This window comes from Cognatundibacterium rivi (assembly GCF_018139565.1).
GTDB classification, from domain to species: domain Bacteria; phylum Pseudomonadota; class Gammaproteobacteria; order Burkholderiales; family Burkholderiaceae_D; genus Undibacterium; species Undibacterium rivi.
In genome coordinates this window covers 87,045-112,360 of sequence record NZ_JAGSPK010000005.1, presented here as the reverse complement: position 1 = coordinate 112,360, position 25,316 = coordinate 87,045, and the positions used below count along the sequence as shown (strand labels likewise).

23 protein-coding genes are annotated in these 25,316 nt (G+C 50.3%); 8 read left to right on the top strand and 15 right to left on the bottom strand.

Annotated features, from left to right (window positions below; genetic code table 11):
• Positions 1-4: 4 nt before the first annotated feature.
• Positions 5-604: a TIGR00645 family protein gene (locus KDM87_RS13930; protein ID WP_212679642.1), complete on the bottom strand. Its 600-nt coding sequence runs from the start codon at positions 602-604 to the stop codon at positions 5-7.
• Positions 605-923: 319 nt separating this feature from the next.
• On the opposite strand from KDM87_RS13930, the gene acs reads away from it, so the two are divergent.
• Positions 924-2,927, top strand: a complete 2,004-nt coding sequence (gene acs, locus KDM87_RS13925) for an acetate--CoA ligase (RefSeq protein WP_212679641.1) — start codon at positions 924-926, stop codon at positions 2,925-2,927.
• A gap of 236 nt (positions 2,928-3,163) precedes the next feature.
• Here the strand turns inward: acs and KDM87_RS13920 are convergent, their stop codons facing one another.
• Positions 3,164-4,027 carry an AAA family ATPase gene (locus KDM87_RS13920; protein WP_212679640.1) on the bottom strand — a complete coding sequence of 288 codons (864 nt, stop codon included), beginning with the start codon at positions 4,025-4,027 and terminating at the stop codon, positions 3,164-3,166.
• 291 nt (positions 4,028-4,318) lie between these two features.
• Here KDM87_RS13920 and KDM87_RS13915 point away from each other — a divergent pair, with 291 nt between their 5' ends.
• Both KDM87_RS13915 and KDM87_RS13910 read left to right on the top strand, forming a co-directional pair.
• Complete coding sequence (locus KDM87_RS13915) at positions 4,319-4,642, top strand: c-type cytochrome (protein WP_186885785.1); 324 nt, start codon at positions 4,319-4,321, stop codon at positions 4,640-4,642.
• 15 nt (positions 4,643-4,657) lie between these two features.
• The gene (locus tag KDM87_RS13910; RefSeq protein ID WP_212679639.1) at positions 4,658-5,005 is read left to right on the top strand and encodes a c-type cytochrome; all 348 of its coding nucleotides are present in this window, start codon (positions 4,658-4,660) and stop codon (positions 5,003-5,005) included.
• A gap of 70 nt (positions 5,006-5,075) precedes the next feature.
• Here the strand turns inward: KDM87_RS13910 and KDM87_RS13905 are convergent, their stop codons facing one another.
• A complete protein-coding gene (locus tag KDM87_RS13905; RefSeq protein WP_212679638.1) occupies positions 5,076-5,504 on the bottom strand; it encodes a DUF1841 family protein in 429 nt (142 codons plus the stop codon).
• Positions 5,505-5,601: 97 nt separating this feature from the next.
• Here KDM87_RS13905 and KDM87_RS13900 point away from each other — a divergent pair, with 97 nt between their 5' ends.
• Complete coding sequence (locus KDM87_RS13900) at positions 5,602-6,210, top strand: malonic semialdehyde reductase (RefSeq protein WP_268977596.1); 609 nt, start codon at positions 5,602-5,604, stop codon at positions 6,208-6,210.
• A gap of 36 nt (positions 6,211-6,246) precedes the next feature.
• On the opposite strand, the gene nth is transcribed toward KDM87_RS13900, so the two are convergent.
• The 5 genes from nth to fdxA all read right to left on the bottom strand — a co-directional run bounded on the left by nth (position 6,247) and on the right by fdxA (position 10,715).
• Entirely contained in the window at positions 6,247-6,894 is a 648-nt protein-coding gene (gene nth / locus KDM87_RS13895) for an endonuclease III (RefSeq protein ID WP_212679636.1), read from the bottom strand.
• Entirely contained in the window at positions 6,891-7,601 is a 711-nt protein-coding gene (gene rsxB / locus KDM87_RS13890) for an electron transport complex subunit RsxB (RefSeq protein WP_408058747.1), read from the bottom strand. Before rsxB ends, nth begins: the two co-directional genes overlap by 4 nt.
• Positions 7,602-7,721: 120 nt before the next feature.
• Entirely contained in the window at positions 7,722-8,957 is a 1,236-nt protein-coding gene (locus tag KDM87_RS13885; RefSeq protein WP_212679635.1) for a polyhydroxyalkanoate depolymerase, read from the bottom strand.
• A gap of 295 nt (positions 8,958-9,252) precedes the next feature.
• Entirely contained in the window at positions 9,253-10,323 is a 1,071-nt protein-coding gene (locus KDM87_RS13880) for an NAD(P)/FAD-dependent oxidoreductase (protein ID WP_212679634.1), read from the bottom strand.
• A gap of 68 nt (positions 10,324-10,391) precedes the next feature.
• Positions 10,392-10,715, bottom strand: coding sequence for a ferredoxin FdxA (gene fdxA, locus KDM87_RS13875; protein WP_186885792.1), 324 nt, complete (start codon positions 10,713-10,715; stop codon positions 10,392-10,394).
• Positions 10,716-11,104: 389 nt separating this feature from the next.
• Between fdxA and KDM87_RS13870 the strand changes: the two genes are divergently transcribed.
• Entirely contained in the window at positions 11,105-12,070 is a 966-nt protein-coding gene (locus tag KDM87_RS13870) for a 2-hydroxyacid dehydrogenase (RefSeq protein ID WP_212679633.1), read from the top strand.
• Between the two features lie 67 nt (positions 12,071-12,137).
• Here the strand turns inward: KDM87_RS13870 and KDM87_RS13865 are convergent, their stop codons facing one another.
• The 3 genes from KDM87_RS13865 to KDM87_RS13855 all read right to left on the bottom strand — a co-directional run bounded on the left by KDM87_RS13865 (position 12,138) and on the right by KDM87_RS13855 (position 13,683).
• A complete protein-coding gene (locus KDM87_RS13865) occupies positions 12,138-12,389 on the bottom strand; it encodes an acyl-CoA-binding protein (protein ID WP_212679632.1) in 252 nt (83 codons plus the stop codon).
• Positions 12,390-12,550: 161 nt separating this feature from the next.
• Complete coding sequence (locus tag KDM87_RS13860; protein WP_212679631.1) at positions 12,551-12,829, bottom strand: hypothetical protein; 279 nt, start codon at positions 12,827-12,829, stop codon at positions 12,551-12,553.
• 152 nt (positions 12,830-12,981) lie between these two features.
• Positions 12,982-13,683, bottom strand: coding sequence for a UPF0149 family protein (locus KDM87_RS13855; RefSeq protein WP_212679630.1), 702 nt, complete (start codon positions 13,681-13,683; stop codon positions 12,982-12,984).
• A 151-nt stretch (positions 13,684-13,834) separates the two neighbouring features.
• Here KDM87_RS13855 and KDM87_RS13850 point away from each other — a divergent pair, with 151 nt between their 5' ends.
• Together KDM87_RS13850 and rpiA are read left to right on the top strand one after the other, a co-directional pair.
• Entirely contained in the window at positions 13,835-14,854 is a 1,020-nt protein-coding gene (locus KDM87_RS13850) for a serine/threonine protein kinase (RefSeq protein WP_212679629.1), read from the top strand.
• 98 nt (positions 14,855-14,952) lie between these two features.
• Positions 14,953-15,624, top strand: coding sequence for a ribose-5-phosphate isomerase RpiA (gene rpiA, locus KDM87_RS13845; RefSeq protein WP_212679628.1), 672 nt, complete (start codon positions 14,953-14,955; stop codon positions 15,622-15,624).
• Between the two features lie 207 nt (positions 15,625-15,831).
• Here the strand turns inward: rpiA and KDM87_RS13840 are convergent, their stop codons facing one another.
• The 4 genes from KDM87_RS13840 to argA all read right to left on the bottom strand — a co-directional run bounded on the left by KDM87_RS13840 (position 15,832) and on the right by argA (position 21,036).
• Positions 15,832-17,637: a hypothetical protein gene (locus KDM87_RS13840; RefSeq protein WP_212679627.1), complete on the bottom strand. Its 1,806-nt coding sequence runs from the start codon at positions 17,635-17,637 to the stop codon at positions 15,832-15,834.
• 205 nt (positions 17,638-17,842) lie between these two features.
• Positions 17,843-19,108 (bottom strand): HD-GYP domain-containing protein, encoded by a 1,266-nt coding sequence (locus KDM87_RS13835; RefSeq protein ID WP_212679626.1) that lies wholly within the window; start codon positions 19,106-19,108, stop codon positions 17,843-17,845.
• A 265-nt stretch (positions 19,109-19,373) separates the two neighbouring features.
• Positions 19,374-19,646 carry an oxidative damage protection protein gene (locus KDM87_RS13830; protein WP_186885801.1) on the bottom strand — a complete coding sequence of 91 codons (273 nt, stop codon included), beginning with the start codon at positions 19,644-19,646 and terminating at the stop codon, positions 19,374-19,376.
• 79 nt (positions 19,647-19,725) lie between these two features.
• On the bottom strand, positions 19,726-21,036 hold the full coding sequence (argA, locus tag KDM87_RS13825) for an amino-acid N-acetyltransferase (protein ID WP_212679625.1): 1,311 nt from the start codon (positions 21,034-21,036) through the stop codon (positions 19,726-19,728).
• 24 nt (positions 21,037-21,060) lie between these two features.
• Between argA and hrpA the strand changes: the two genes are divergently transcribed.
• Entirely contained in the window at positions 21,061-25,218 is a 4,158-nt protein-coding gene (gene hrpA, locus KDM87_RS13820; protein WP_212679624.1) for an ATP-dependent RNA helicase HrpA, read from the top strand.
• Positions 25,219-25,316: the final 98 nt, after the last annotated feature.

Here is a 25,316-nt window from a genome sequence, read left to right as displayed (position 1 = left end):
GTTCTTAATGTTTAGCAGCAGCTTGCTGCGTCTTGGTCATAATCTGATCGCAGTAGGCGATTGCCATCGCCGACAGCAGAAACGCAATGTGTATGGCCGTCTGCGCGATGATTACTTCTGATTTGTAATTGCCGGCATTGATAAATGTTTTCAGCAAGTGGATAGATGAAATACCGATAATCGCCATCGCCAGCTTCACTTTGAGTACCGAAGCATTAACGTGTGACAGCCATTCAGGCTGATCCGGGTGACCATCAAGTCCGAGACGGGAAACAAATGTTTCGTAGCCACCGATAATCACCATGATTAAGAGATTGGAAATCATCACCACGTCGATCAGCCCCAATACCACCAGCATGATCGTGGTTTCTGTCAGTTTGGTCGGACGATCACCGCCAGTCGAAACCGCATCAAGAATATGTTGCAGCGCAGCCTGATTGCCAAGCGCAGCACCGATCAGATCAACCAGTTCTACCCAGAAATGAAAGACATAAACGCATTGCGCCAGGATCAGCCCCAGGTAAAGCGGCAGTTGCAGCCAGCGGCTGAAAAATATCAGGCTTGCGAGTGGCGATAGTTTGTTATGGGTTTCTGGTGTTGACATGTGGTGTTCTCTTCGTCTCTTTGTCTTTATCTGCCAGGTTGACATGAATGCAGGCGGTATTTTACATGGGCACCGCCTGATCGTGTGAGAACGGCAGATTTGTTAAAGCGGTTTATTCTTTTGCGCGGCAACAGAGCGCGGCGGCATTGTTGTATTGTATGAGTGACAGGAATTTGTTATCGACCTGTTGCGGTAAATTGGTATTGTTTTGGTATTGCTTGTGCAGACAAACCGTAAGGCTTGAGTAAGTCTCCAAGTTTAAGGTTTGCCTATTACTTCGCTGATGATTTCAATCAAACTATAAAAATTGGAGACACGTATGTCAGACCTTAATACCGCCCAGAATTCAGCGTCAGATGTCAAAGCCGAATCCCGGATTTTCCCTCCGCCAGCCGCTTTCGCTGCGAATGCAACGATTTCCGGCATGGATGCTTACCACGCGATGTGTAAAGAAGCAGAAACCGATTACGAAGGTTTCTGGGCCAAGCTTGCGCGTGAAAATCTGCATTGGCACAAACCGTTTGAAACAGTGCTGGATGAAACGGACGCACCGTTTTACAAATGGTTTGAAGATGGACTGATGAATGTGTCCTACAACTGTCTGGACGTGAACCTGCAAAAAGGCAATGGCGATAAAGTTGCCGTGATTTTCGAGGCCGATGGCGGTGAAGTCACCAAGGTTACCTACAAAGAACTGCATCACAAAGTCTGCCAGTTTGCGAATGGCTTGAAATCTCTCGGTATCACTAAAGGTGACCGCGTTGTGATCTACATGCCGATGTCAGTGGAAGGCGTCGTCGCTATGCAAGCCTGCGCCCGTATCGGCGCAACACATTCCGTCGTGTTCGGCGGCTTTTCAGCAAAATCCTTGCATGAACGTATCGTTGACGTCGGCGCAGTTGCTGTTATCACCGCAGACGAACAGGTACGCGGCGGCAAACATTTGCCACTGAAAGTGATTGTGGATGAAGCGCTGACATTAGGCGACTGCGAAAAAGTTAAAAATGTGGTGATCTACAAACGTACTGGCGGTGCAATTAACCTGACTGCCGGACGCGATCTGTGGATGCATGATCTGGTTGCCAATCAGTCTGATGTTTGCGAACCAGAATGGGTCAGTGCCGAGCATCCGCTGTTTATTCTTTACACTTCCGGCTCCACCGGCAAACCTAAAGGCGTGCAGCATTCTTCCGGCGGTTATCTGCTGTGGGCGATTCTCACAATGAAGTGGACCTTTGATATCAAACCATCGGATGTATTCTGGTGTACCGCTGATATCGGCTGGGTCACCGGCCATACCTACATTACCTATGGCCCGCTGGCCGTCGGTGCGACAGAAATCGTGTTCGAAGGCATTCCAACCTTCCCGAATGCAGGACGTTTCTGGAACATGGTAGAAAAACATAAGGCAACAATTTTCTATACTGCTCCAACTGCAATCCGTTCACTGATCAAAGCTGCGGATGCGGATGCGAATGTGCATCCGGCGAAATTTGATCTGTCATCCCTGCGCTTGCTGGGATCGGTGGGCGAGCCGATTAATCCGGAAGCGTGGATGTGGTACTACAACAATATCGGACGTGGTAATTGCCCTATTGTTGATACTTTCTGGCAGACAGAAACCGGTGGTCACATGATGACCCCATTGCCAGGCGCGACACCACTGGTGCCGGGTTCCTGCACCTTGCCTTTGCCTGGAATTATGTCGGCCATCGTGGATGAAACCGGCCATGATTTACCAAACGGGCAGGGTGGTATTCTGGTTGTGAAGCGCCCCTGGCCTGCGATGATACGCACCATCTGGGGTGACCCAGAGCGCTTCAAAAAAGGCTATTTCCCAGAGGAATTCGGCGGCAAAATTTATCTTGCAGGTGACGGTGCGATACGCAATAAAGATACCGGCTACTTCACGATTACCGGTCGTATCGATGATGTGTTGAATGTGTCTGGTCACCGCATGGGCACGATGGAAATTGAATCGGCACTGGTTGCACATCCGCTGGTGGCAGAAGCTGCCGTGGTTGGTAAGCCTGATGACACCACAGGTGAAGCGATTTGCGCATTCGTGGTGCTGAAACGCAGCCGTCCGATTGGTGATGAAGCGAAACAAATTGCGACAGAATTGCGTAACTGGGTTGCCAAAGAAATCGGCCCGATCGCCAAACCAAAAGAAATTCGTTTTGGCGACAATCTGCCGAAAACCCGCTCCGGCAAAATCATGCGCCGCTTATTGCGTGTTCTGGCAAAAGGCGAAACTATCACGCAAGATGTATCAACACTGGAAAATCCAGCGATTCTCGATCAGTTGAAAGAAGCGCAGTAATTTGCGACGTCGTTGAATAAACGACGGTTTTTCTACTCAGCAAAAACGGCATTACCTGAACGGTGATGCCGTTTTTTATTGATGTGCACAGCAACCCCGAAACTGCATGCTTTTGGCACTATTTACGCGGTTTCATTCATCGTCAAAGTAGTTTTTGATGTGGGATTTTCTTACAGATTTGCGCAGAGCTTGATGGGTTCAAGCATCTGCGCGGTGATGTGGAATTACTTACCGATTTAGCGGTTGTTGCGGGACATGAAGATCAGGCGTTCAAATAAGTGTACATCTTGCTCGTTTTTCAGCAGGGCGCCATGCAGCGGTGGCACGATGGCTTTATTGTCTTTGCTGCGCAGGGCCTCGGCTGGAATGTCTTCTGCCAGCAAGAGTTTCAGCCAGTCGATAAATTCGGATGTGGAAGGTTTCTTCTTCAGGCCTGCCACATCACGCACTTCGTAAAATGTTTGTAATGCGTGCGTCAGCAAATCTGCTTTCAGTTTCGGGAAATGAACATCGACAATTTTTTGCATTGTTTCTTTGTCCGGGAATTTAATGTAATGAAAAAAGCAGCGGCGCAAAAATGCATCCGGCAATTCTTTTTCATTGTTTGATGTAATGATGACCAGCGGCCGATGTTTTGCGCGCACCATTTCGCGTGTTTCGTAGACGTAGAATTCCATGCGATCGAGTTCGCGTAACAAATCATTCGGGAATTCGATATCGGCTTTATCAATTTCATCGATCAGCAATACGACCGGCTGATCGGCGGTAAACGCTTGCCACAAAACGCCTTTGACGATGTAGTTATGAATGTCTTTGACGCGTTCATCGCCAAGCTGGGAATCACGCAGGCGGGACACGGCGTCGTATTCATACAGACCTTGCTGCGCTTTGGTGGTGGATTTAATGTGCCACTGCAGTAAGGGCATATTCAGCGCTGCTGCGACTTCTTCTGCCAGCATGGTTTTACCAGTGCCGGGTTCGCCTTTGATCAGTAACGGACGTTGCAGTTTTAACGCAGCGTTGACGGCAAGTTTTAAATCATCGGTGGCGACGTAGTTGTCGGCACCATCAAAACGGAGAGTCGTGGTTTCCAGCGTCATGGTGGTATCAGAAGAGTTAAGTCAGTAGAGTTAAATAAGCTTGTCGAGTATAAGCGAGAATCTGTAATTTTGTGAACGGATGTGCGTTTTTCAGAATCGACAATAATAGTTTTGTGTACGGACACAACGCGGAGCAAAACCTCAGAACAACAAACTGCTGCATAGTTGTGCAAATTGTGGGTTTTTGCTGACTTTTTTTTACGCAAAATTGATTTTGATCATATAGAATGCTGAGCTACATCAAGGTGTTGTCTTCATTTTTCAGTTTGTATAATTCTTATTAAAGCTCATATGAAAAAACTGTTCGCACTCCTCGTTTTCACGAGTCTCGCTCAAGCTGCAGCAGCGGCTGAAGTTGTTGGCAATGCTAAAGATGCTGCTGATAAAAAAATCGCCATGTGCATTGGCTGTCATGCTATCCCCGGATACAAGGCAACCTATCCTGAAGTTTTTCAAGTCCCGATGATCGGCGGACAGTCTGCAAAATATATAGAAAGTGCGCTGAAAGCATACCAAAAGGGTGAACGCAAACATCCGTCTATGCGCGGTATTGCCGGCAGCCTGACGGATCAGGATATCGCTGATTTAGCTGCTTACTATTCACAACAAAAATAAGAGTCGGAGATCAAGATGAAAAAAGTTAAATTACTGGCGTTGCTGCTTTCACTCTGTTCGGTTTCTGCTTTTGCTGCCGGCAATATTGAAGCGGGCAAAGCTGCCACTGAAAAAAATAACTGCGCGTCTTGCCACGGTAAAGATTACAACTCACCGATTGATCCTGCTTACCCTAAGCTGGCCGGGCAACATGTGGATTATCTGGCGCAGGCATTGAAAGCGTATCAGCGCGGTGCGGATGGCCCGAACGGCCGTGGGAATGCGATTATGGGCGGACAGGCAAAAGCCTTATCGAATTCTGATATTCAAAATATTGCCGCTTACCTGCACAGCTTGCCAGGTAGTCTGGTACTGAAAAAATAAGTCAGATTCACCCGCGTTCATCGAGCGCTAAGCGTATAAAGAGAAAAAGCCACGTTGACCGTGGCTTTTTTTATCGGCATCGTTGTTGTAAAGCTTCGATATAGGCCTGACCATCCGGTGGTAACCCGGTTCGCTGGGAATTCCAGATCATCTCACCCAGACATTCCATGATCTGGTGATGCGCTTCGTGTTCTGAGTTGTATTTGTTGGCAAGAGTCTGAAATGCGGCTTTGACGCCGCGTGGCTGATCGACCGAGATTTGCTCTGAAATCGACAGATGCATCGACAAATGCAGGAAAGGATTGGTTTGTCCCTGATCGACGCTGTAATTCGCCTGCAGTGCTTCTTCTGCATCGTGTAAAGTCTCATCGTATTCAGGGTGCAGCCTGATCCAGTCAGAAGCAATCGCTTCCAGTGGTGTCAGAATCTCACGTGCCTGGCTTTTTCTGTAGGTTTCGCAAAAAAAACGTCTGACATCTTGCTGGCTGGGGTTAAACATAACATTGATACCGAAGCGTGAATTTGAAGTTTGCTATTGTAGGGGGAATTTTCGTTTATCGCTTTGAAGCCCGAAGATTTTCAGGCTTCATTTATTCATGTGCCACTGTCAAAAGGAAAAAACAATGCTGAATCAGGATGCTCTCGATACTTTATTCACTCGTGCCCGTACGCATAATGTCTGGCTCGACAAGCCCGTCAGCGACGCGCAGTTGTATCAGATTTATGAATTGATGAAGTGGGGCGCGACAGCGGCGAATTCAACGCCAGCGCGTATCGTTTTTGTGAAATCGGACGCTGAAAAGGAAAAGTTAGCGGCCTGCGTATCGGCGGGAAATGTCGATAAAGTGAAAACTGCGCCGGTGACTGCCATTATTGGTATGGATATGGCGTTCTATGAACAATTACCTAAACTCTTCCCGCATACCGATGCGCGTTCATGGTTTGCCGGAAATCAGGCGGCGATTGAATCGACGGCTTTTCGTAATTCATCATTGCAGGGCGCTTACCTGATGCTGGCGGCGCGAGCGATTGGTCTGGATTGCGGCCCGATGTCTGGTTTTGATGCCGAGAAGATCAATCAACACTTTTTTGCTGGAACGGAAGTGAAAGTCAATTTCATCTGCAATCTGGGTTATGGCGATACTGAGAAATTATTTCCTCGTTCGCCACGCCTCAGTTTTGAAGAAGCCTGCAAAATCGTATAACGTGCTTAGCTGGTGATGCACGATGCGATTACGCCTTTACACCTTATCGGGTAAAGGCGTTTTTTGTTTGTATTCGCACAGGTCAGCGATCATGCAATTCCAGCATTTCGGCTTTCTGGCGATGCAGGTATAACGTCCGTGCAGGATCAGCCAGTGGTGTGCGTCCTGACGGAATTCTTTTGGTACGAATTTCATCAGTTTTTGTTCGACAATATCAACATTTTTGCCGGGGGCGATGCCGGTACGATTTGATACTCTGAAAATGTGCGTGTCGACCGCGATGGTTGGCTCGCCAAACGCCGTATTCATCACCACGTTGGCGGTTTTTCTACCGACACCGGGTAAAGCTTCCAATGCTTCGCGGCTGCGCGGCACTTCGCTATGGTGCTCAGTCATCAGCAGATGACAGGTCGCTATCACATTTTTTGCTTTGGTCCTGAACAAGCCTATCGTCTGAATGTAAGGAATTAATCCATCAACGCCGAGCGCATAAATCGCTTCAGGTGTGTTGGCAACCGCATACAGCAAGCGCGTCGCCTTGTTGACCGAGACGTCGGTTGCCTGAGCGGACAATAAGACCGCGATCAGTAACTCGAAAGGTGTTTTGTATTCAAGTTCTGTTGTCGGATGCGGATTTTCTTTTTGCAGGCGAGTAAAAATGGCATGTCTTTTTTCTGCATTCATGATTGATTTTGCTCCGCTTCTGCTGCAATTTTCTTTAATCTGGCGCGTTCCATTGCAGCAGCAATCACTGCCTTTTTACGTTCTTTGCTGCGTATTTCTTCCTCGCTCAGCGCCGGTTCCAATTCCAGCGCTTTCAGTTTTGCAGCAGCTTTGGCGGCAAGTCTTTCGTCATTTTCACGCTTTTCACGCGCTAAACGCATGGTTCTGAATTCGAATTGTTGGCGGGCGCTATTTGCCTGTTTCTGACTCCACGCATCCCAGCCAGTTTCACCCTCAGTTACCGGCAGCATGGCGATGCAATCGACAGGGCAGGGAGCAACGCAGAGATCGCAGCCTGTGCATAACTCTGCAATTACCGTATGCATCTGCTTTGGCGCACCAATAATGGCATCGACAGGGCAGGCTTGTATGCAAAGCGTGCAGCCGATGCAAAAGGCTTCATCAATGATGGCAAGCGGGCGTTCGCGCTCTGCGCCGCGACTGCTATCGAGTGCGATCACCGGCAGATTCAGTAACTGCGCCAGCCGCTCCACGCCTTGCTGACCGCCGGGAGGGCATTGATTGTGGCTGGCTTCACCAGAGGCAATGGCGTTAGCGTAAAGGTGGCAGGACGGATAGCCACATTTGGTACATTGCGTCTGTGGGAGCAGATCTTCGATTTGTGCGGCGATGGAAGTGGACACGGGAAATGAAGTAAACAAATAAATGCGTTGTGCGAAGCCGAGATTATCTACGCAAATTTCAGGAACAACAATGAAAAAAGCCACTATCCGTGAGAATAGTGGCTGCTGATTTGCCGTACTGAACTCTTGTGGGTGGCAATGAGATCAGGCGTGTTTTTGAATAAATTCAGCAATCTTCGGCGCGATGATTTCGCGCCAGCGGCGACCGGAAAAAATGCCGTAGTGACCGCAGCCGGGCGCCACAAAATCCTGTTTCATGTTTGCCGGAATGCTGCTGCAAAGCTCGTGTGCGGCTTGCGTTTGACCTGCGCCGGAAATATCGTCGAGTTCACCTTCAACAGTGAATAAGGCGACTGTTTTGATGTCCTGCGGGCGTACCAGTTTACCTTCGACTTCCCAGGTGCCTTTCGGTAAATGAAATTCCTGGAACACAGTTTTAATCGTCTCGAGATAGTAATCAGCCGGCATATCCAACACCGCATTGTATTCATCGTAAAACTTGCGATGCTGTTCGGCAGATTCGTCGTCACCTTTGACCAGATGCTGATAAAAGTCCCAGTGACTTTGGGCGTGGCGATCCGGATTCATGGCGACAAAGCCCGTATGCTGCAAAAAGCCCGGATAGACTTTGCGACCATAGCCCGGATAGTTTGCCGGCACGCTGTAAATCACGGTGTTCTCGAACCACGAGAATTTCTTTTCGGTGGCGAGGTTATTGACTTGTGTCGGTGATTTGCGCGGATCTATCGGCCCACCCATCATCGTCATTGTTTTCGGTAAATGTGGATCGTTATCCGTCGCCATCAGGGAAATCGCCGCCAGTACCGGCACAGTAGGCTGGCAGACCGAAATAACGTGCACATCAGGGCCTAAAGTGCGGATAAATTCCTGCACGTAGTAGATGTAGTCATGCAAATGGAAGCGGCCTTCTGACAGTGGCACCATGCGGGCGTCTGTCCAGTCGGTGATGTAGACATCATGAAGCGGCAATAAGCCGCGAACCGTATCGCGCAACAGGGTTGAATGGTGCCCGGAGAGTGGCGCAACCAGCAATACTGTTGGCTGCTTTAATTTTTGCAGCTCTTTTGTTGGTAATACTTTTTTGAAATGCAGCAGCTTGCAGAAAGGTTTAATGACCGCCGTTTCCTGAGTAATTTCAACGACTTGTTTGTTGATGGTCGTTGATGTGATGCCAAACTCTGGTTTCTCGTAATCTTTTCCTAAGCGAAACATTAATTCGTAACCAGCGGCAACTCTTTGTGCGTAAGGCGTATGCGCAAGGGGGGAAACCGGGTTGGTGAATAGCTTGGAGGATGCTTCAGCCCATTGAGTGAGCGGGGTCAGGAAAGCGCGATTAAGTTCGTGGAGTTGATAGAGCATGATGACATCTTTCTGGTCAAAGACGGATAGTCCGTTTTCTTACAACTGATTGGATTTTAGGGAAAGTTCTCTCTGCTTATGGCAGTATTTTTATAGGGATATTGCATTGCATCATAAACCAGTTTTGAATTTTTTGGTTTTTCTGGTGTTGTTACCGATCGTTCGGATGCAAATTAATGTTACAAACGTGATCAGGATATAAATTTATTGTCGAATAAATAGGATTCGAACATTTTTTTCCAATAAAAAAGCGCAAAGTTTTTACCTTTGCGCTTTTTTTTAGAAACGATACGACTTAGTCGAATGTCGGTGTATCCACACCCAGAATCTTATGCAGTTTTGGTGATGTTGTCGTGTATTGCATGTGAATTTTCTTTTCAGGGAAAATATACGGTGCTGCACCGAAAGCCGCCAGCGCCGCTTCATGGAAGCCAGACAAAATCAGTTTTTTCTTACCTGGATAAGTGTTGATATCACCCACCGCGAAAATACCCGGAACATTGGTTTCAAACTTCTCAGTGTCCATGACTTTTAATTGCTTGCGTTCGATTTCCAGACCCCACTCAGCGATAGGGCCGAGTTTTGGTGAGAGACCGAAGAACACCAGCAGATTATCCAGCGGCATGCGGCGTGTTACGCCATCAGCACCAGTAACCTTAATTTCAGACAGCACGTCATCTTTGGTTTCAATGCCGGTCACCTGACCGATAGTCAGTTGCATTTCATAGTTGTCGCACAGCTCTTTCATTTTGGCGACAGAGGCTGGCGCTGCGCGGAAGTCGTCGCGACGATGCAGAAGCACGATGGATTCTGCTTTGCCGACCAGATTCAATGCCCAGTCGAGCGCGGAATCGCCGCCGCCGCAGATGACCAGATTTTTGCCGTGGAACTGGCTAGGATCTTTGACGCGGTAGAACACCTGTTTGCCTTCAAACGCTTCAATGCCATCGACTTTTAATGTGCGGGGCTGGAATGAGCCAACGCCTGCTGCGATGAAAATCGTTTTGGTGATAAAGCGGGTGCCTGTCGATGTTTCGAGATCGAAACGACCATCTTCACGACGTGCGACCAGAGTGACTTCCTGACCCAGATGGAAGGTTGGTTCAAACGGTTCGATTTGCTTGAGCAGATTGTCAGTTAATTCCTGGCCTGTGCAGACCGGAACTGCAGGGATGTCATAAATCGGTTTATCAGGATACAACTCTACGCATTGACCGCCAACTACTGGCAGAGAATCAATGACGTGGGCTTTGATTTCGAGCAGGCCTAATTCGAACACCTGAAACAGGCCAACCGGACCTGCGCCAACGATGACGGCATCTGCTTCAATAACGCCATTTGCCTGGGTAGTTTGTTTGTTTTCCATACGACTAGATAGTTCCTGATATTGCTTAAAATTACGTGGATAAGCTGGGCGGAGTTATCCGCGCCAGATTAGCGCTCCAGATATTGCAGTTTGTCTTTGACATCTTTCCAGTCATCCGCATCAGCGAGTGGAGCCACTGTTTTGGTGATGGAAGGCCAGTTGCGTGTCAGATCTGCATTGATCTTGATGAATTGTTGCTGGTCGGACGGTACGTCTTCTTCAGCATAAATTGCATTTGCCGGGCATTCTGCAACGCAGACAGCGCAATCGATGCATTCATCCGGATCAATAACCAGGAAATTCGGGCCAGCACGGAAGCAGTCCACTGGGCAGACATCCACGCAATCGGTATAACGGCAGCGGATGCAGGATTCGGTCACAACGTGGGTCATAACAGTCCAATCTAAAAAATTCGGGATGTTGGCGCAGCCAGATCGCAGAAAAACACATGCTTAGGCTGCAAAGCCTTGTATTTTAAGGCAATTTAAGAGTTCTCACAAACTGCACTTATATCGTTTGCGCATAAGCAAATGCGAACAGGGATTAAAAGCGATGCTGGTAGTACGCTTTTGTCAGCGGAAACGCAAAAATCCTATTTTAATTGGATTCATCGGCACAGTTATTGATATGGGTCACTATCGATGAAAATCGCCTATCTCATTCATTGCCGAGATGAAAGTTTTTAAGGGCGCAGCCGAACCCGGAAAAACTTCTTTTTCGCGGTTAAGATAAGCAACCATCAGCCCTTAATGTAAATTTAATGTAAAGAAAGTCTTTAACTATGAAACCAGCGATTTTGGTTGCCAGAGCGATATTTCCAGAAGTAGTGAGCCGTTTGCATCAGCATTTTGAGGTTGAATCGAATCAGGATGATGTGATTTTTACGCCTGCAGAGCTGGCGCAGCGCCTGGCTGGCAAAGCCGGGATACTGGCGACCGGAAGCGCGCGCATCGACGCGGCTTTGTTGCAGCAAGTGCCGGAGTTGAAAATGGTCGCGAATATGGCGGTCGGTTACGACAACATTGATTTGTCGGCCTGCTCTGCGCATGGCGTGATGGCGAGTAATACACCGGATGTGTTGAATGAAACGACAGCCGATTTTGGTTGGGCGCTGATGATGGCGACGGCGCGGCGTATTACCGAATCAGAACACTGGCTGCGGGCCGGAAAATGGAATAAATGGCGTTACGACTATTTCCTTGGGCCAGATCTGCATGGTTCCACTCTGGGAATTATCGGTATGGGACGTATCGGGCAGGCGATTGCGCGCCGTTCCACTGGATTTAATATGCGGGTGATTTATCACAATCGTTCGCGGATTACGCCAGAACTGGAAGCGCAGGCGAATAACGCCAGCTACGTCAGCAAAGAAGAGCTTTTACGTCAGGCAGATCATGTGATGCTGGTGTTGCCGTATTCGCCAGCGTCCCGTCACACGATTGCGACGGCTGAATTAGCGCTGATGAAGCCGACGGCAACCCTGACCAATCTGGCACGCGGTGGCATTGTGGATGATGTGGCGCTGATTGCAGCATTGCGTGAAAAACGTATCGCTGCCGCCGGGCTGGATGTATTTGAAAACGAACCGAAGTTTCATCCTGATTTTCTGACACTGGATAATGTCGTACTGACTCCGCATATCGCCAGTGCTTCAGAAAAAACACGTCTGGCAATGGCGAATTGTGCCGCCGATAATCTGATTGCTGGTCTGAGCGGGCAGGTGCCGCCGAACTTACTGAAACTCTGATGCTGAAGATTGAAATTTGCACGAAAAAAAAGCCCTGATCAGGGCTTTCTTGATTGGAATTTTTTGTTTATTTCAGTGAATTAATCAGATCAATGTATTGCTGCATCGCGGCTTCTTGCGTGGTGCCTTTCATTCCTGCCCATGCATCAAATTTGGCGCGACCGACAAAGTCCGTCATGCCCGGACGGTCGCCAGTTGCGTCGCCGGTGCTGCCTTGTTTATACAAAGCATAGATTTTTAACAGCGTCATATTATCAGGGCGTTCTGGCAAATTTTTAGAATCTGCCAATGCCTGGGTGAATTGTTCTTGCAAGCTCATGAGGGTCTCCGGCGGTCTGTCATCGAAAACGCAAAAAATAGCATGCTGAAGATGCGTTCGCCAGCATTACTGCTAGAGGCTTTATTCCAGCAGGAAGGCGCTGCGATGCATGAGTGACGCGTGAATGACGTATGAGTAATGCTTGAATTGCGGGTGAAAATTTATGAGGTTTTGCGGACGTTGACGCTACCGAATTCTCTGACCAGTGAGGCGATAACTTTGCCCAAATATTCCTCGCCTTGTCCACCGTGCGAATAAAAAATCACACCTGACTCAGTGATTTTTGCAGTGCCATCCGGCATTCTCCCTGAGACTTCAGACTGAAAGTCGTAGCGTGCGCCGGTCGGCAATGCAACGGCTAGCGCGCCGATAGCAGCGAATAAACTGGCGACGCGATGTGCATCCGTAAAGGAAAATTCTATCGAATATTCTATGCCCATGGCGGCCTTTCAGGTATTTGCTTTGTCGTTGCTGCGTTATGCGTGAAGCTGGGGTCAGTATTGGCTGGCGGTCTGGTCGCCATCAGGAAGAAAACAAACACAACACACACAATATTTTCTTCCTGATTGCTGCTTGCTATCGTGAACCTGAATTAATGGATCGTTGGTTCAGCACCGCAGCAGGCTTTATATTTTTTGCCGCTGCCACAAGGGCAGGGGTCGTTGCGACCGACTTTCGGTGCTTCGCGTTTTACGGTTGTCACGCCGGATTTGCGCAAAGGCACCCAGAAACGGCGTATCGCGGGAATCGACGATTCCAGCGTCAGCGCCAGTTCGTGGCATTTTTCCGGTGTATCGACGAAGCGCATTTCTTCTTCTTCGATTTCTTCCGCACCCAGCAAATAGATAGGTTGCAGCAAAGGACCGATTTCTTCGGATTCCCAGGCGGCTTCCCAGGCTTCTTCACGTAATTGCATGCCTTCCCAGAAGCCCCAGGCCCAGGTTTCGCCGTCGATGAGTTCTTTTCCGTTTTGTTCCATCACGCAGAATAAAGGTTCATATTCCTGTGGTGCGACTTCAAACGTGATCTGTATTTCATTCATGAAGCGCGCGATCAGTTGTGTGATGCGCTGCATTTCTTTTTCGTTTTTGAATTTAGGTTCGCCCTGTTCCGGCAGACCCCAGACTTTCGGCAGCCATTCTGCCATTGGTATCATTTCAGGCCCCAATGCAATCGCTGTCAGATAGCCGTGCAGGGCGTCCATCGTCATACCTTCATCGCCTACCTTATCGGACATGAGAAATTTATCGAGTTCATTGAATTCTTTGTCGCTGAGCGGTTCGTCGAGATGCATGGTGTTACCTGTTGGTGTGATGAAAATACCGGAAGTGTAGCGCTTTGTCGTCAGGCTGTGCAGGGGTATTCTGCGTTTTTCCGTGGAATTAAATCGTTCTCAGAGGTACGTAAATCAAAGCGGACGCCGGATAAGCACGTACAATTCGGCTATGACAGAACAAATTCTCCCCGAAACTTTGGCCGTTTCTTTCGCCGACTTAACGCCCGATCTCGTGCTTGATGCTGTTGATAGTTGCGGCATGCATTGCGATGGTCGTTTGCTGGCGCTGAACAGTTATGAAAATCGCGTGTATCAGCTTGCGCTGGACGATGCGCCACCGGTGATCGCCAAGTTTTACCGGCCACAGCGCTGGACTGACGCGGCGATTCTTGAGGAACATCAGTTTGTGCGCGAGCTGGTGGCGCAGGAGATTCCGGTTGTACCGGCGCTGGTGAATGCGACTGGCGACAGTCTGCATCAGTATCACGGCTATCGTTTTGCCTTGTTCCCGCGGCAGAGCGGGCGGGCACCTGAAATCGGCGATGCCGCCACACTGGAATGGCTGGGGCGTTTCATTGGACGCATACACGCCGTTGGCGCAACGCAGACCTATCATCACCGACCCGCAATTGATCAGCACACCTTTGGTATCGCGCCGCGCCAGTGGTTGCTGGAGCATGATTTCATTCCGCCGGATTTGCTGCAGGCGTACACCTCGGTATTGCAACAGGCGCTCGATGGCATTGCGCGCTGTTACGAGCGGGCAGGCGATGTGGCTATGCTGCGTTTGCATGGCGACTGCCACATGGGGAATGTGTTGTGGCTGGAATCTGGCGAGCAGGCTGGGCCGCATTTTGTCGATTTTGACGATAGCCGCATGGGGCCGGGCATACAGGATTTGTGGATGCTGTTGTCCGGTAACCGCGCCGAGATGCAGAGTCAGCTGACCGATATTCTGGTTGGCTATGAAGACTTTTTCGACTTTGAACCGCGCCAGTTGCATCTGATTGAGGCATTGCGCACCCTGCGTCTGCTGCATTATTCGGCGTGGCTGGCGCAACGCTGGGATGATCCGGCGTTTCCGGCGGCGTTCCCTTGGTTTAACAGCCAGCGTTACTGGCAGGATCGCATACTCGAATTGCGCGAGCAGATTGCGCTGATGGATGAAGCACCGTTGTGGCCGGTCTGAGCTTTACTGTGTGCTGCTCTGCTGTCCGGTAAAATAGCGCAAATTTTTTTTGAACTTTCGGACTGTACTATTCAGGTCCACGCATGATTGGAAATCACATGACTCAGGATGAATTGAAACGCGCTGTTGCTCAGGCGGCGATTGCTTATGTTGTTGAAAATGAGATTGTCGGCGTCGGCACAGGCTCGACCGCCAATTTCTTTATCGACGAACTGGCCAAGATGAAGCATAAAATCAAGGCGGCGGTTGCTTCGTCGGAAGCGACTGCACAACGCCTGCGCGATCACGGCATTACTGTGCTCGATCTGAATGAGGTGACATCGATGCCCGTATATATCGACGGTGCCGACGAGATCACGCCACAAGGCGCGATGATTAAAGGCGGTGGTGCTGCGCTGACCCGTGAAAAAATTGTCGCTTCCGTGGCTGATCAATTTGTCTGTATCGCCGATGGCTCTAAACTCGTTGATCAACTGGGTAAGTTTCCGTTGCCAGTGGAGGTGATTCCGATGTCGCATGCGGTGGTGACGCGTAAGCTCAATGCGCTGGGTGGCGAGGCGCGTTTGCGTCTGAAAGACGGCAAACCTTTGTTGACGGATAACGGCAATATGATCCTCGATGTGTACGACCTGCAAATCGCTGATCCGGTAGCACTGGAAGCGACGATCAACAATATCGTGGGCGTCGTGACCGTCGGTTTGTTCGCGCAGCAAGGTGCAAATGTCTGCCTGCTGGGAACAGCAGAAGGCGTAAAGACGCTGAAATTCTGAGCTTGTCATGCGCTGATTTGTCGGCGTTCAGCAGACATAAAAAATGGCTGTCATTGACAGCCATTTTTGCATACTCCCCCACTGATTTAATAAAACCACCTTCATCTCCTTATAAATAAAGGGCTGTTTTATATACTGGGGGGAGTATATTTTATGCTCTCAGGCATCCTTTTGGCATGCAGCAGGCATGAAGTCCGGCAGATCATGTTACTGCGGTGTGAATTCGATTAAGTCTATTTGCCGGGCTCCCCCTTTTCTGCTGGCGCAGTCAGTGCAATATGGCGTCATTATTTCCATCGATTTCATATATGAATAACAGCCTTTATCCGGTGCTGCGCCGCTGTGAAAATAGGCTTTGTAGCAAATTCTGGCTCTTGTGGCACTGCGGTTTTCGATAACTTCGTAGCCCCAGTATCCCGATTTTGTTGTACAGGTACTCAGCACAACCGGCGCGCCGATGACTTGCCAGCTATCACAGATGACATCTGAAAACTGTTTATGGCTTTGGGGCGTAGCGATGCCGTAGGCACCGTATATTGGTTTCACATCCAAAGGCAAAGGCGTGACGCAGGAACCGTTAGAGAGTATCTGCGGTGCTTTGCACGTGACGGGTACTGGTGGCGTGACACAAATACCATTTTGCGGCACTTGCGGCGCATAACAGGTCGGTGTGACCGGCGCTGTCGTGGATGCTGCCGGATAGCCTGCAGTGATCAGATAGTTGGTCGCATCGTTGACGGCAGTTTTTCCTTGATTTGCCAGATTATTTTCGATAGCAGTACGGAACGCTGTGGCCAGCGCAGAACGGCTGGGATAGGTTTTTGCACGCCACAGCCGGTCGATGATTTGCCGGAATTCCTCGGCGACGCTTTTTGCATAAATTAAAGCTTCGGCGGTATCCGGGTCTTGTAATTCTTCGTTGCTGACAAAAATAGAATCGACCAGTGTGTCGCAGCCGTATGAGCCTGAATAACAGAGTAGAACGCTGTAATAATTTCCGCTCGGAACTGGTGCTATATCAAAATACAATACCGGCCGAACTGGGGCTGATGCAGCAGGAGTAACGCAACTGCCATTTTGCAGTATCTGTGGAGCGGTACAGCTGTTTGACGGCGGCGTAGAACTGGTCGAGGTGCTGAATCCAAAACGGCTGAGTTGTACAGCTTTCCCGTTCGGCAGTGTCATCGTCGCGGCGTCGGCGGCGGTGAAGTTGAAACTCATATCACCTGCATTGGCTTTTAGTGCCGCTGATTTGTAGCCGCCGATCAAGGTCTGACCGCCAGCGTATTCCTGTAGTGATCCGCTAAGCTTGTTCGGTGCGGATAAGGTGGCGGAGCTGACGTACCAGGTTGGTTCGCCAGCGCTGTCGTACATGAAGCTGCCGATAAAGGCCTGATTGCCCTGTACTTCAATAAAATAGCCGCGTCCACCTTCTTTGTCGCTCCACCACCAGCCGTTTTGAAAACTGGCGGCTGAAGCCTGAAACGGCGCCGGAGTGGAAATCGGAAACCGCTGCAGTTTGACCGTAATCGCGTTTTCGCCGGTATCCGGCGTGACGTACAGCGTACCTTCAGTCGCGGATGTAAACGAGAGCAGTGCATAACCAACCTGACTCTGCGTCGCGCCTTTATAGTCACCAGTCAGACTCTGGCCACCGGCAAAACGCGCCAGCGATCCTATAAATTGTTTGTTCGACTGCATTTCCAGTGTGGTGACATACCAGGTCGGATGACCATTGCTTTCGTACAGAAAGCCAGACAAAAATATCTTGTCCCCCTGACGTTCAATCGCAAAGCCACGACCGCCTTCCGCCGGGTTCCAGTACCAGCCTGTTTCGGGTAAAACATAGATTGTGTCGCTGGCAGCACCGCCTGCCGTGGTGGCACGAATGCTGGCAACTGGTGCGACCGTTTCTTTATTTGCAGAGGTGTCGCCTGATCCACAGGAAACGAGTGCCAGTAAAATGAAAATGCTGAACAAGCGGCTGAGTGCGGTGAGGATAGTCCGGTTCATGATGTCAACCTTGTCAGAACAAATTGTGCTTAATATCTTAGCATTCTCGATTGTGCTGACAGTGAAATGCTGGCGGAGGTTGCACTGATACGACACTCACAGGATTGGGAAAATTAAGCAGAGTTCTGGCACCACGTTGCCGATATAGCATCTATGACGCAGTTTCCTGTTTTGCTGCTTGTTGCAATACAAGTAGCGACAATGCTCACGCGGGGATGACGAAGTGGCGAGTCATGGTCTCTCTGAGTAATGCATGTATTTGCTCTTCGTTCATGGACGAGATCTTGTCGTAGACAGAACTGGCGATCTCCAGAAATTGTGCCAGCAGATCCGGGTCAAAATGGCTGCCTGCGCCTTCTCGTAAAATCGCGATCGCTTGCTCGTAGCTGAACGGTTCTTTGTATGGACGCTTTGAGCACAAAGCATCAAATACATCCACAATCGCAAATATCCTGGCTTCCAAAGGAATGGCTTCACCCTGTAGCCCTCGTGGATAGCCCTGGCCATCCCATTTTTCATGGTGGGCTGCGACCACGGCGGCAACGCTGGGCAACCAGCCCGCGCCTTTGACGATCTGTTCGCCATGCTCAACATGGGTACGCATCATCTGCATTTCTTCCGGCGTATGTTTTCCCGGCTTTAACAGAATCGCATCCGGAATACCAATTTTGCCGACATCGTGCAAAAAACTACCGATGATCAGTCCTTGCATGTGTTCGCCGCTCAAGCCACGTTTCTCGCCCATCAGCGCTGCCATCCAGGCGACACGATAATTGTGTGCGCCGGTATCTGAATCGCGTTTGGCGATGGCGCGCCCGAGTGCTTCCATCATCGAAATGTGCGATTCATAAATCTGCAGTGTTTTGCGTTCGTTCTCTTTTGCGAGGTAGGTGACCACCGGATAAATCGTCATCCCACACAGTAAAGACGCAATCGCCACCATCAGCGCAGCGATACTGGCATCGGCAGAAATTTGCTGCATTTGCCATTCGGGTATCACGCGCACACCTTCAAAATAGCCGCTCAGTTTCTTTTGCTTATCAAACAGTGGAACGAACACACGGATGGCCGTTCTTTTGTCTCCTTCCAGACTGATCGCATTATTTTCGTAGTGCGTATCCTGATAGTCGGGGCGTGCATGATGTGGCAACTGGTTTTCAACCAGACTTCCGGTCGGCGTCATTTGTTCAGCCAATTTTTTGCCTTGCGCATCGTAGACTTCGGCAATATCGAATATGCCGCTGGTCAGAATGTTGGCGCCATGTTGTGCTTGCCTGGCGTTATCGGTAGCAGACTTACTTGCGTCGTTCAGAAACGCCAGTGGACGGCGACTTTCTTCGATGGCAAACGAAACGACTTCTTCTTCGGCATTTTCGCGTGAGATCAGCCAGGCCAGAGGGCTGCCAAGTATCGCCAGCAGCAGGCTGACTAGTCCTATCCTGAGTGCTGCCCGTTTTTTGTAGATGTTCATCGTTGAACCCAGGGTGAGGTGCATCTTGGAATAGAAATGTCATTGAGAACGTTCAGCATATATGGCATTTCTGAACAAATTCTTAAGAAAACACAAAAAACACACGGGTTTTTCATAAAAACAGCAAAAACTGACGTTTTAAATAACGATGGCTTTCTGAGGATGAGAATATGCCGTTATCCGGATGCTCTGGTTTGCGATTTTTTGACATGTTGCCAAGAAAAAAGCCCGCAGGCTGCGGGCTTTTTTAAAAAGATAAATCTGATTATTCTGTTGGCGGTACGTAACCGGCAGCGGCGTCGGCACCGTCACCAAAGAAATGTTTTTCCATCTGCGTCGCCAGATATTTGCGGGCGCGGGTGTCGGCAAGGTTCAGGCGGTTTTCATTGACCAGCATGGTCTGATGTTTCATCCAGCCAGCCCAGGCTTCTTTGGATACGCTTTCATAGATCTTTTTACCCAGCTCACCCGGATATGGCGGAAAATCCAGACCTTCAGCTTCTTTGTTCAGTTTGATGCAGTGGACCATACGGGCCATAGTAATACTCCTTAGTAATACGTCAAAACACAGCGGACATCACAGTAATTCAATCGCCGTGGATTATAAAGGCAAGTGATCAGAGCTGCTTGATCAGCACCAATGACTTGCGCTGCCAGTTGTACATTTTTTGCCGGTCTTTCGGTAAATCATCGACGGTCGCTTTAACAAAGCCGCGTTTCAGGAACCAGTGTTCGGTGCGGGTTGTCAGCACAAACAGTGAATGAAAGCCGGCGCGGCGTGCGCGTTTTTCTATGTGTTTCAGAATACGTTCGCCATCGCCCTGACTCTGCACATCAGGGTTAACCGTCAGACAGGCCATTTCGCCCATTTTTTCAAACGGGAACGGATACAGGGCGGCGCAGCCGAAGATCACGCCATCATGTTCAATCACCGAGAAGTAATTGATTTCACGTTCTATCAGTTCGCGGCCACGTTTCACCAGCGTGCCGTCGGCTTCCAGTGGTTCGATCAGTTTAATAATGCCGCCAACATCCTCGATCGTCGCTTCACGCAGGCTTTCGAGATTTTCTGACGAAACCATCGTACCGACGCCATCATGCGTAAACAATTCCAGCAACGCGGAACCGTCCATTTCATACGGCACGATATGAATACGCGGCACACCGCCGCGCGAGGCTTTGACTGCATGTTCCAGATAAAAAGCAGAATCGGGTGGCAGATAATTCGCTGCCAGTTCTTTTTCTGCCTGAATGAAGGAAAGCTCGCGGATTTCATCGCCTTCGCGATCGATCATCATCGGTGTCTCTGAAATAAAAATCAGCTTATCGGCGCGCAGGGCGCTCGCGGTGGAGACGGCAACATCTTCCATCGTCAGGTTGAATGCCTCACCCGTCGGCGAAAAACCGAGTGGCCCCAGCAAGACCAGGCTGCCACCATCCAGAATACGGCCTATGGTGTCGTAAGCGACTTTCCGCGTGGTGCCGGTCAGACCGAAATCGATGCCATCGACAATGCCGATTGGCTTGGCGGTGACGAAATTGCCGGAAATCAAACGTATCGCAGCATGAGCCATCGGGGTGTTAGGCAAGCCCTGGCTGAATGCCGCTTCGATATCAAGACGTAATTCACCGGCCGCTTCTTTCGAACATTCGAGTGCGGCGATATCGGTAATCCGGATGCCATTGTGAAAACGACCCTCTACATTACGCAGGGCGAGTTGTTCAGCGACCTGCGGACGTGAGCCGTGGACGATGACAATTTTGATGCCAAGTGCATGCAATAAAGACAAATCCTGTGCCAGCACCGGCAGCGCACCTGCCATGACCAGTTCGCCGGGAAAGGCGACCACAAAGGTTTTGCCACGAAAGGCGTGAATATAAGGTGCGACTGAGCGCAGCCATTGAACGAATTGAACAGGATTTTCCATCCGCAGATTATAATGCGCGTCGCTATGTCTTCTAATCATTCTCCTAAAAATTCCCAAAAAAAAGCAACGCCCACCACGATCGATGGTTTGTCGGGGTTGCGCGAGCTACGTCAACAATTGCGGCAAGCTGCGCCAGTGGCAGAAAAGCCGGCAACGCCTGCCGCGAAATTGCCGCTCGATCAGGTGCGTCAATATGCGTCACCAGCTGCATCGTCAGCGACCTCGCAAGCTCAGCGCGGGCGTTCTGAGCGCGCTCCGGCTAAGCCTGCTGGCCAGTCACCGGTGCGCGGTGGTACGAAGCCTTCTGCTGCGGTTGCTTCTGTGGCGGCCAATGAGAGCAATCTGCCGTTCCGCAATCCACTGCCTGTCATCACATTTCCGGAAGAATTACCCGTATCCGGCAAGCGTGCCGAGATTGCGGAAGCCCTGCAAAAGCATCAGGTCATCATCGTCTGCGGCGAGACCGGTTCGGGTAAAACCACGCAGTTGCCAAAAATATGTCTGGAACTCGGGCGTGGGCGCAAAGGCCTGATCGGTCATACCCAGCCGCGCCGGATTGCGGCCTCATCGACCGCCAAGCGGATTGCGCAGGAATTAAATTCGCCACTCGGTGAACATGTCGGTTTTAAAGTGCGTTTTACTGACACGCTGAGTAAAGGCGCATCGGTCAAACTGATGACTGACGGTATTTTGCTGGCTGAAACGCAGACCGATCCTTTGCTGCGTCAATACGACACCATCATCATCGATGAGGCGCATGAGCGCAGCCTGAACATTGATTTTCTGCTCGGCTATCTGAAGCAATTGCTGCCGAAGCGCCGTGATCTGAAGATTATCATCACGTCTGCGACGATTGATGCGCAACGTTTTGCCAATCATTTTGCCGACGATTCCGCTAAACCACATGGCGCAGAACCCAAGCCTGCGCCAGTCATCGAAGTATCGGGGCGCTTGTATCCGGTGGAGGTACGTTATCGCCCGGTGCAGGATACCGAGAAAGATAAAGAACGTGATCTGATGACCGCGATTACCGATGCGGTCGATGAGTTATGCCGTATCGGTTCCGGTGATGTGCTGGTGTTTCTGCCTGGCGAGCGCGAGATTCGTGACGCTGCAGAAGCCTTGCGCAAGCATCATCCGCCGCACGTCGAGATATTGCCCTTATTTGCCCGTTTATCAGCGCAAGAGCAGGAGCGGGTGTTTAAAGTATCGAATGCGCGTCGCATTGTTCTCGCGACCAACGTCGCAGAAACCTCGTTAACGGTGCCTGGCATCCGTTTTGTCGTCGATACCGGTTTGGCGCGCGTCAAGCGTTACAGTTACCGGAACAAGGTAGAACAATTACAGGTTGAGTCGATTGCGCAATCGGCAGCGAATCAGCGTGCTGGCCGTTGCGGACGTGTCTCCGCCGGTGTTTGTATACGACTGTTCGACGAGCAGGAATTTAATCAGCGCATCCGTTTCACTGAACCGGAAATTTTGCGTTCTTCGCTGGCCGCCGTTATTTTGCGGATGAAGTCCTTACGACTCACCGATGTAGAAAGTTTCCCCTTTATCGAGCCGCCGCCGGGCAGAGCGATTGCCGATGGCTATCAGCTCTTGCAGGAGCTGGGGGCGATGGATGACAGCAATCAATTAACTGCCGTTGGTCGTCAGCTCGCGAAATTGCCGTTAGACCCGCGAGTCGGGCGCATGATCCTTGCTGCGCGCGACAATCAGGCCTTGCAGGAAGTGTTGATCATCGCTGCCGCTTTATCGGTGCAGGACCCGCGCGACCGTCCTATGGATGCGCAGGCAGCAGCCGATCAGGCACATAAGAAATTTGCGGATGAAAAATCTGAATTCATCTCGTATTTGAAAATCTGGAAGTGGTTTGAAGATGCAATCGAACACAAAAAGACAAACCGTCAGTTGCAAGACAATTGCCGTAGCAATTTCCTGAGCCAAATGCGCTTGCGCGAATGGCGTGAGGTGCATTCGCAATTACTGACCATCGTGAAAGAGCAGGGCTGGCGCCTGAACGAGAGCGCCGCTACTTATGAGCAACTGCACCTGTCTTTGCTGACTGGCTTACTCGGAAATATCGGCTATAAATCCGAGGAAGATGCGCATTACCTTGGTGCCCGCAGCATCAAATTTTATATCTGGCCCGGCTCCAGTCTGGCAAAGAAAGCCGGACGCTGGATTATGGCGGCAGAGCTGGTCGATACGACACGTTTGTACGGGCGTTGTATTGCCCAGATACAGCCGGAATGGCTGGAAAAGATCGGCGGTCATTTACTGAAAAAATCCTACGGTGAGCCTCGCTGGGAAAAGCGTACGGGTCAGGTGTCGGCGTTTGAACGAGCCACCTTGTATGGATTGGTCGTCTACAGTCAGCGCCGGATTCAGTATGGTTTGTATCACCCGGTCGAAGCGCGTGAGATTTTTATCCGCGAAGCATTGGTGGAAGGCGAGTTCGAGACACGCGCGCCGTTCTTTGTCCACAACCAGAAACTGGTGCGGGAAATTGAAAATCTGGAACACAAATCACGCCGCCTCGATGTGTTGGTCGATGCTGAGCTGATCGTCGCGTTTTACGACAAACTGATTCCATCGGACGTGTATAACGCAGTCTTGTTTGAGGAATGGCATAAAGAGGCGATCAAAGCCAATCCCAAACTGTTGCATCTGAATAAAGACGATCTGATGCGTCACGAGGCTGCTGGCGTGACGACGGATTTATTTCCCAAAACCATGCAGGTATCTGGCGTAGCGCTGCAACTCAGTTACCATTTTGAACCCGGCAGCCCGCGTGATGGTGTGACGCTGACGGTGCCCTTGTTTTCACTGAATCAGGTGTCAGCAGAGCGCAGTGAGTGGCTGGTGCCCGGTATGCTGAAGGAAAAAGTACATTTGCTGATCAAATCCTTGCCGCAAAAAATACGCCGTCATTGCGTACCTTTACCGGAATATGCGGCAGGATTTTGTGAGCGCAATGACTTCGGTAAAGGTAATTTCCTCGATGCCGTGATTGCCGATATCCGCGAGCAAAAAGGCTTGCTGTGCAAAACCACGGACTTTAAATTTGAAACTCTGCCGGTGCATCTGACGATGAATTTTAAAGTTGTCGATGAACATGGCCGCCAGTTGGAAATGGGGCGGAATCTGGCGAATCTGCGTGCAGAATTTGGCGGGCAGGCACGTGAAAGCTTTCAAAAAATTGCGAGTGCAGAAAAGCTGGCGCTGTTGGATACGCAGACAATTGCTGCCAGCGCAGCACCACGCACAGGCAGCGGCAATAAAACGCATCAGAACGTTTCATCTGGCGTCGTGCCAACGCCGGTCCTGAAGCAGGAAAATTTCACAGGCTGGACTTTCGACAGCCTGCCGGAATTGCTGGAAGTACAGCAAGGTAAGCAAACCCTGATCGGTTATCCGGCGCTGGTGGATAAGCTCACGCATTGCCATATCGAGGTGTTTGACGACCCGGATGAAGCAGCGCGGGTGCACAGAATAGGCTTGCGCCGCCTGTTTGCGTTGCAGCTCAAGGAGCAGGTGAAGTTCCTGGAGAAAAATATTCCAGGTCTGCAGCAGATGGGCATGCAGTTTATGGCGCTGGGCTCACAGGAAGAATTGCGCGAACAGATTATTCAGACGGCGATTGAACGTGCATGTTTGCAGCAGCCATTGCCAAGCAATTCGGGTGAATTTAATACCCGTCGCGAAGAAGGTAAGGCGCGCCTGAATTTGCTGGCGAATGAAATCGCCCGTATGGCGGGGCAGATACTGGCGGAGTATCACAGTCTGCCGAAGAAAATTCAGGGCATCAAAGCGCATGCGCAAGCGGCGGCGGATATTCAGAATCAGTTGCAGATGCTGATTACCAAACGCTTTATTGCAGAGACGGATTTCAGCCAACTGGCACATTTTCCACGTTATCTGAAAGCGATCACGATACGGATGGATAAGCTGCGTGCTGACCCGGCGCGTGACGCTAAATTGATGGCAGAGTGGAACAGTGTCGCGCAACCATGGCAAAGAACGCCGCGCAAAACAGGTGCTGATGCCGATCCTAAGTTACTCGAATTCCGCTGGCTGCTGGAAGAGTTGCGGGTTTCGTTGTTTGCGCAGGAATTGCGGACGCCGATGCCGGTGTCCGTGAAGCGTTTGCAGAAAGTCTGGGAAAGCATGCAGCGTTAATTGCGGCATTCGTCGCAACATTCGTTGAAACATCAGTTGCGTTGAAAATCGTAAAAATAGCTGAGAACGTCTGAATAAATACCTGCCTTTCCAGCGCT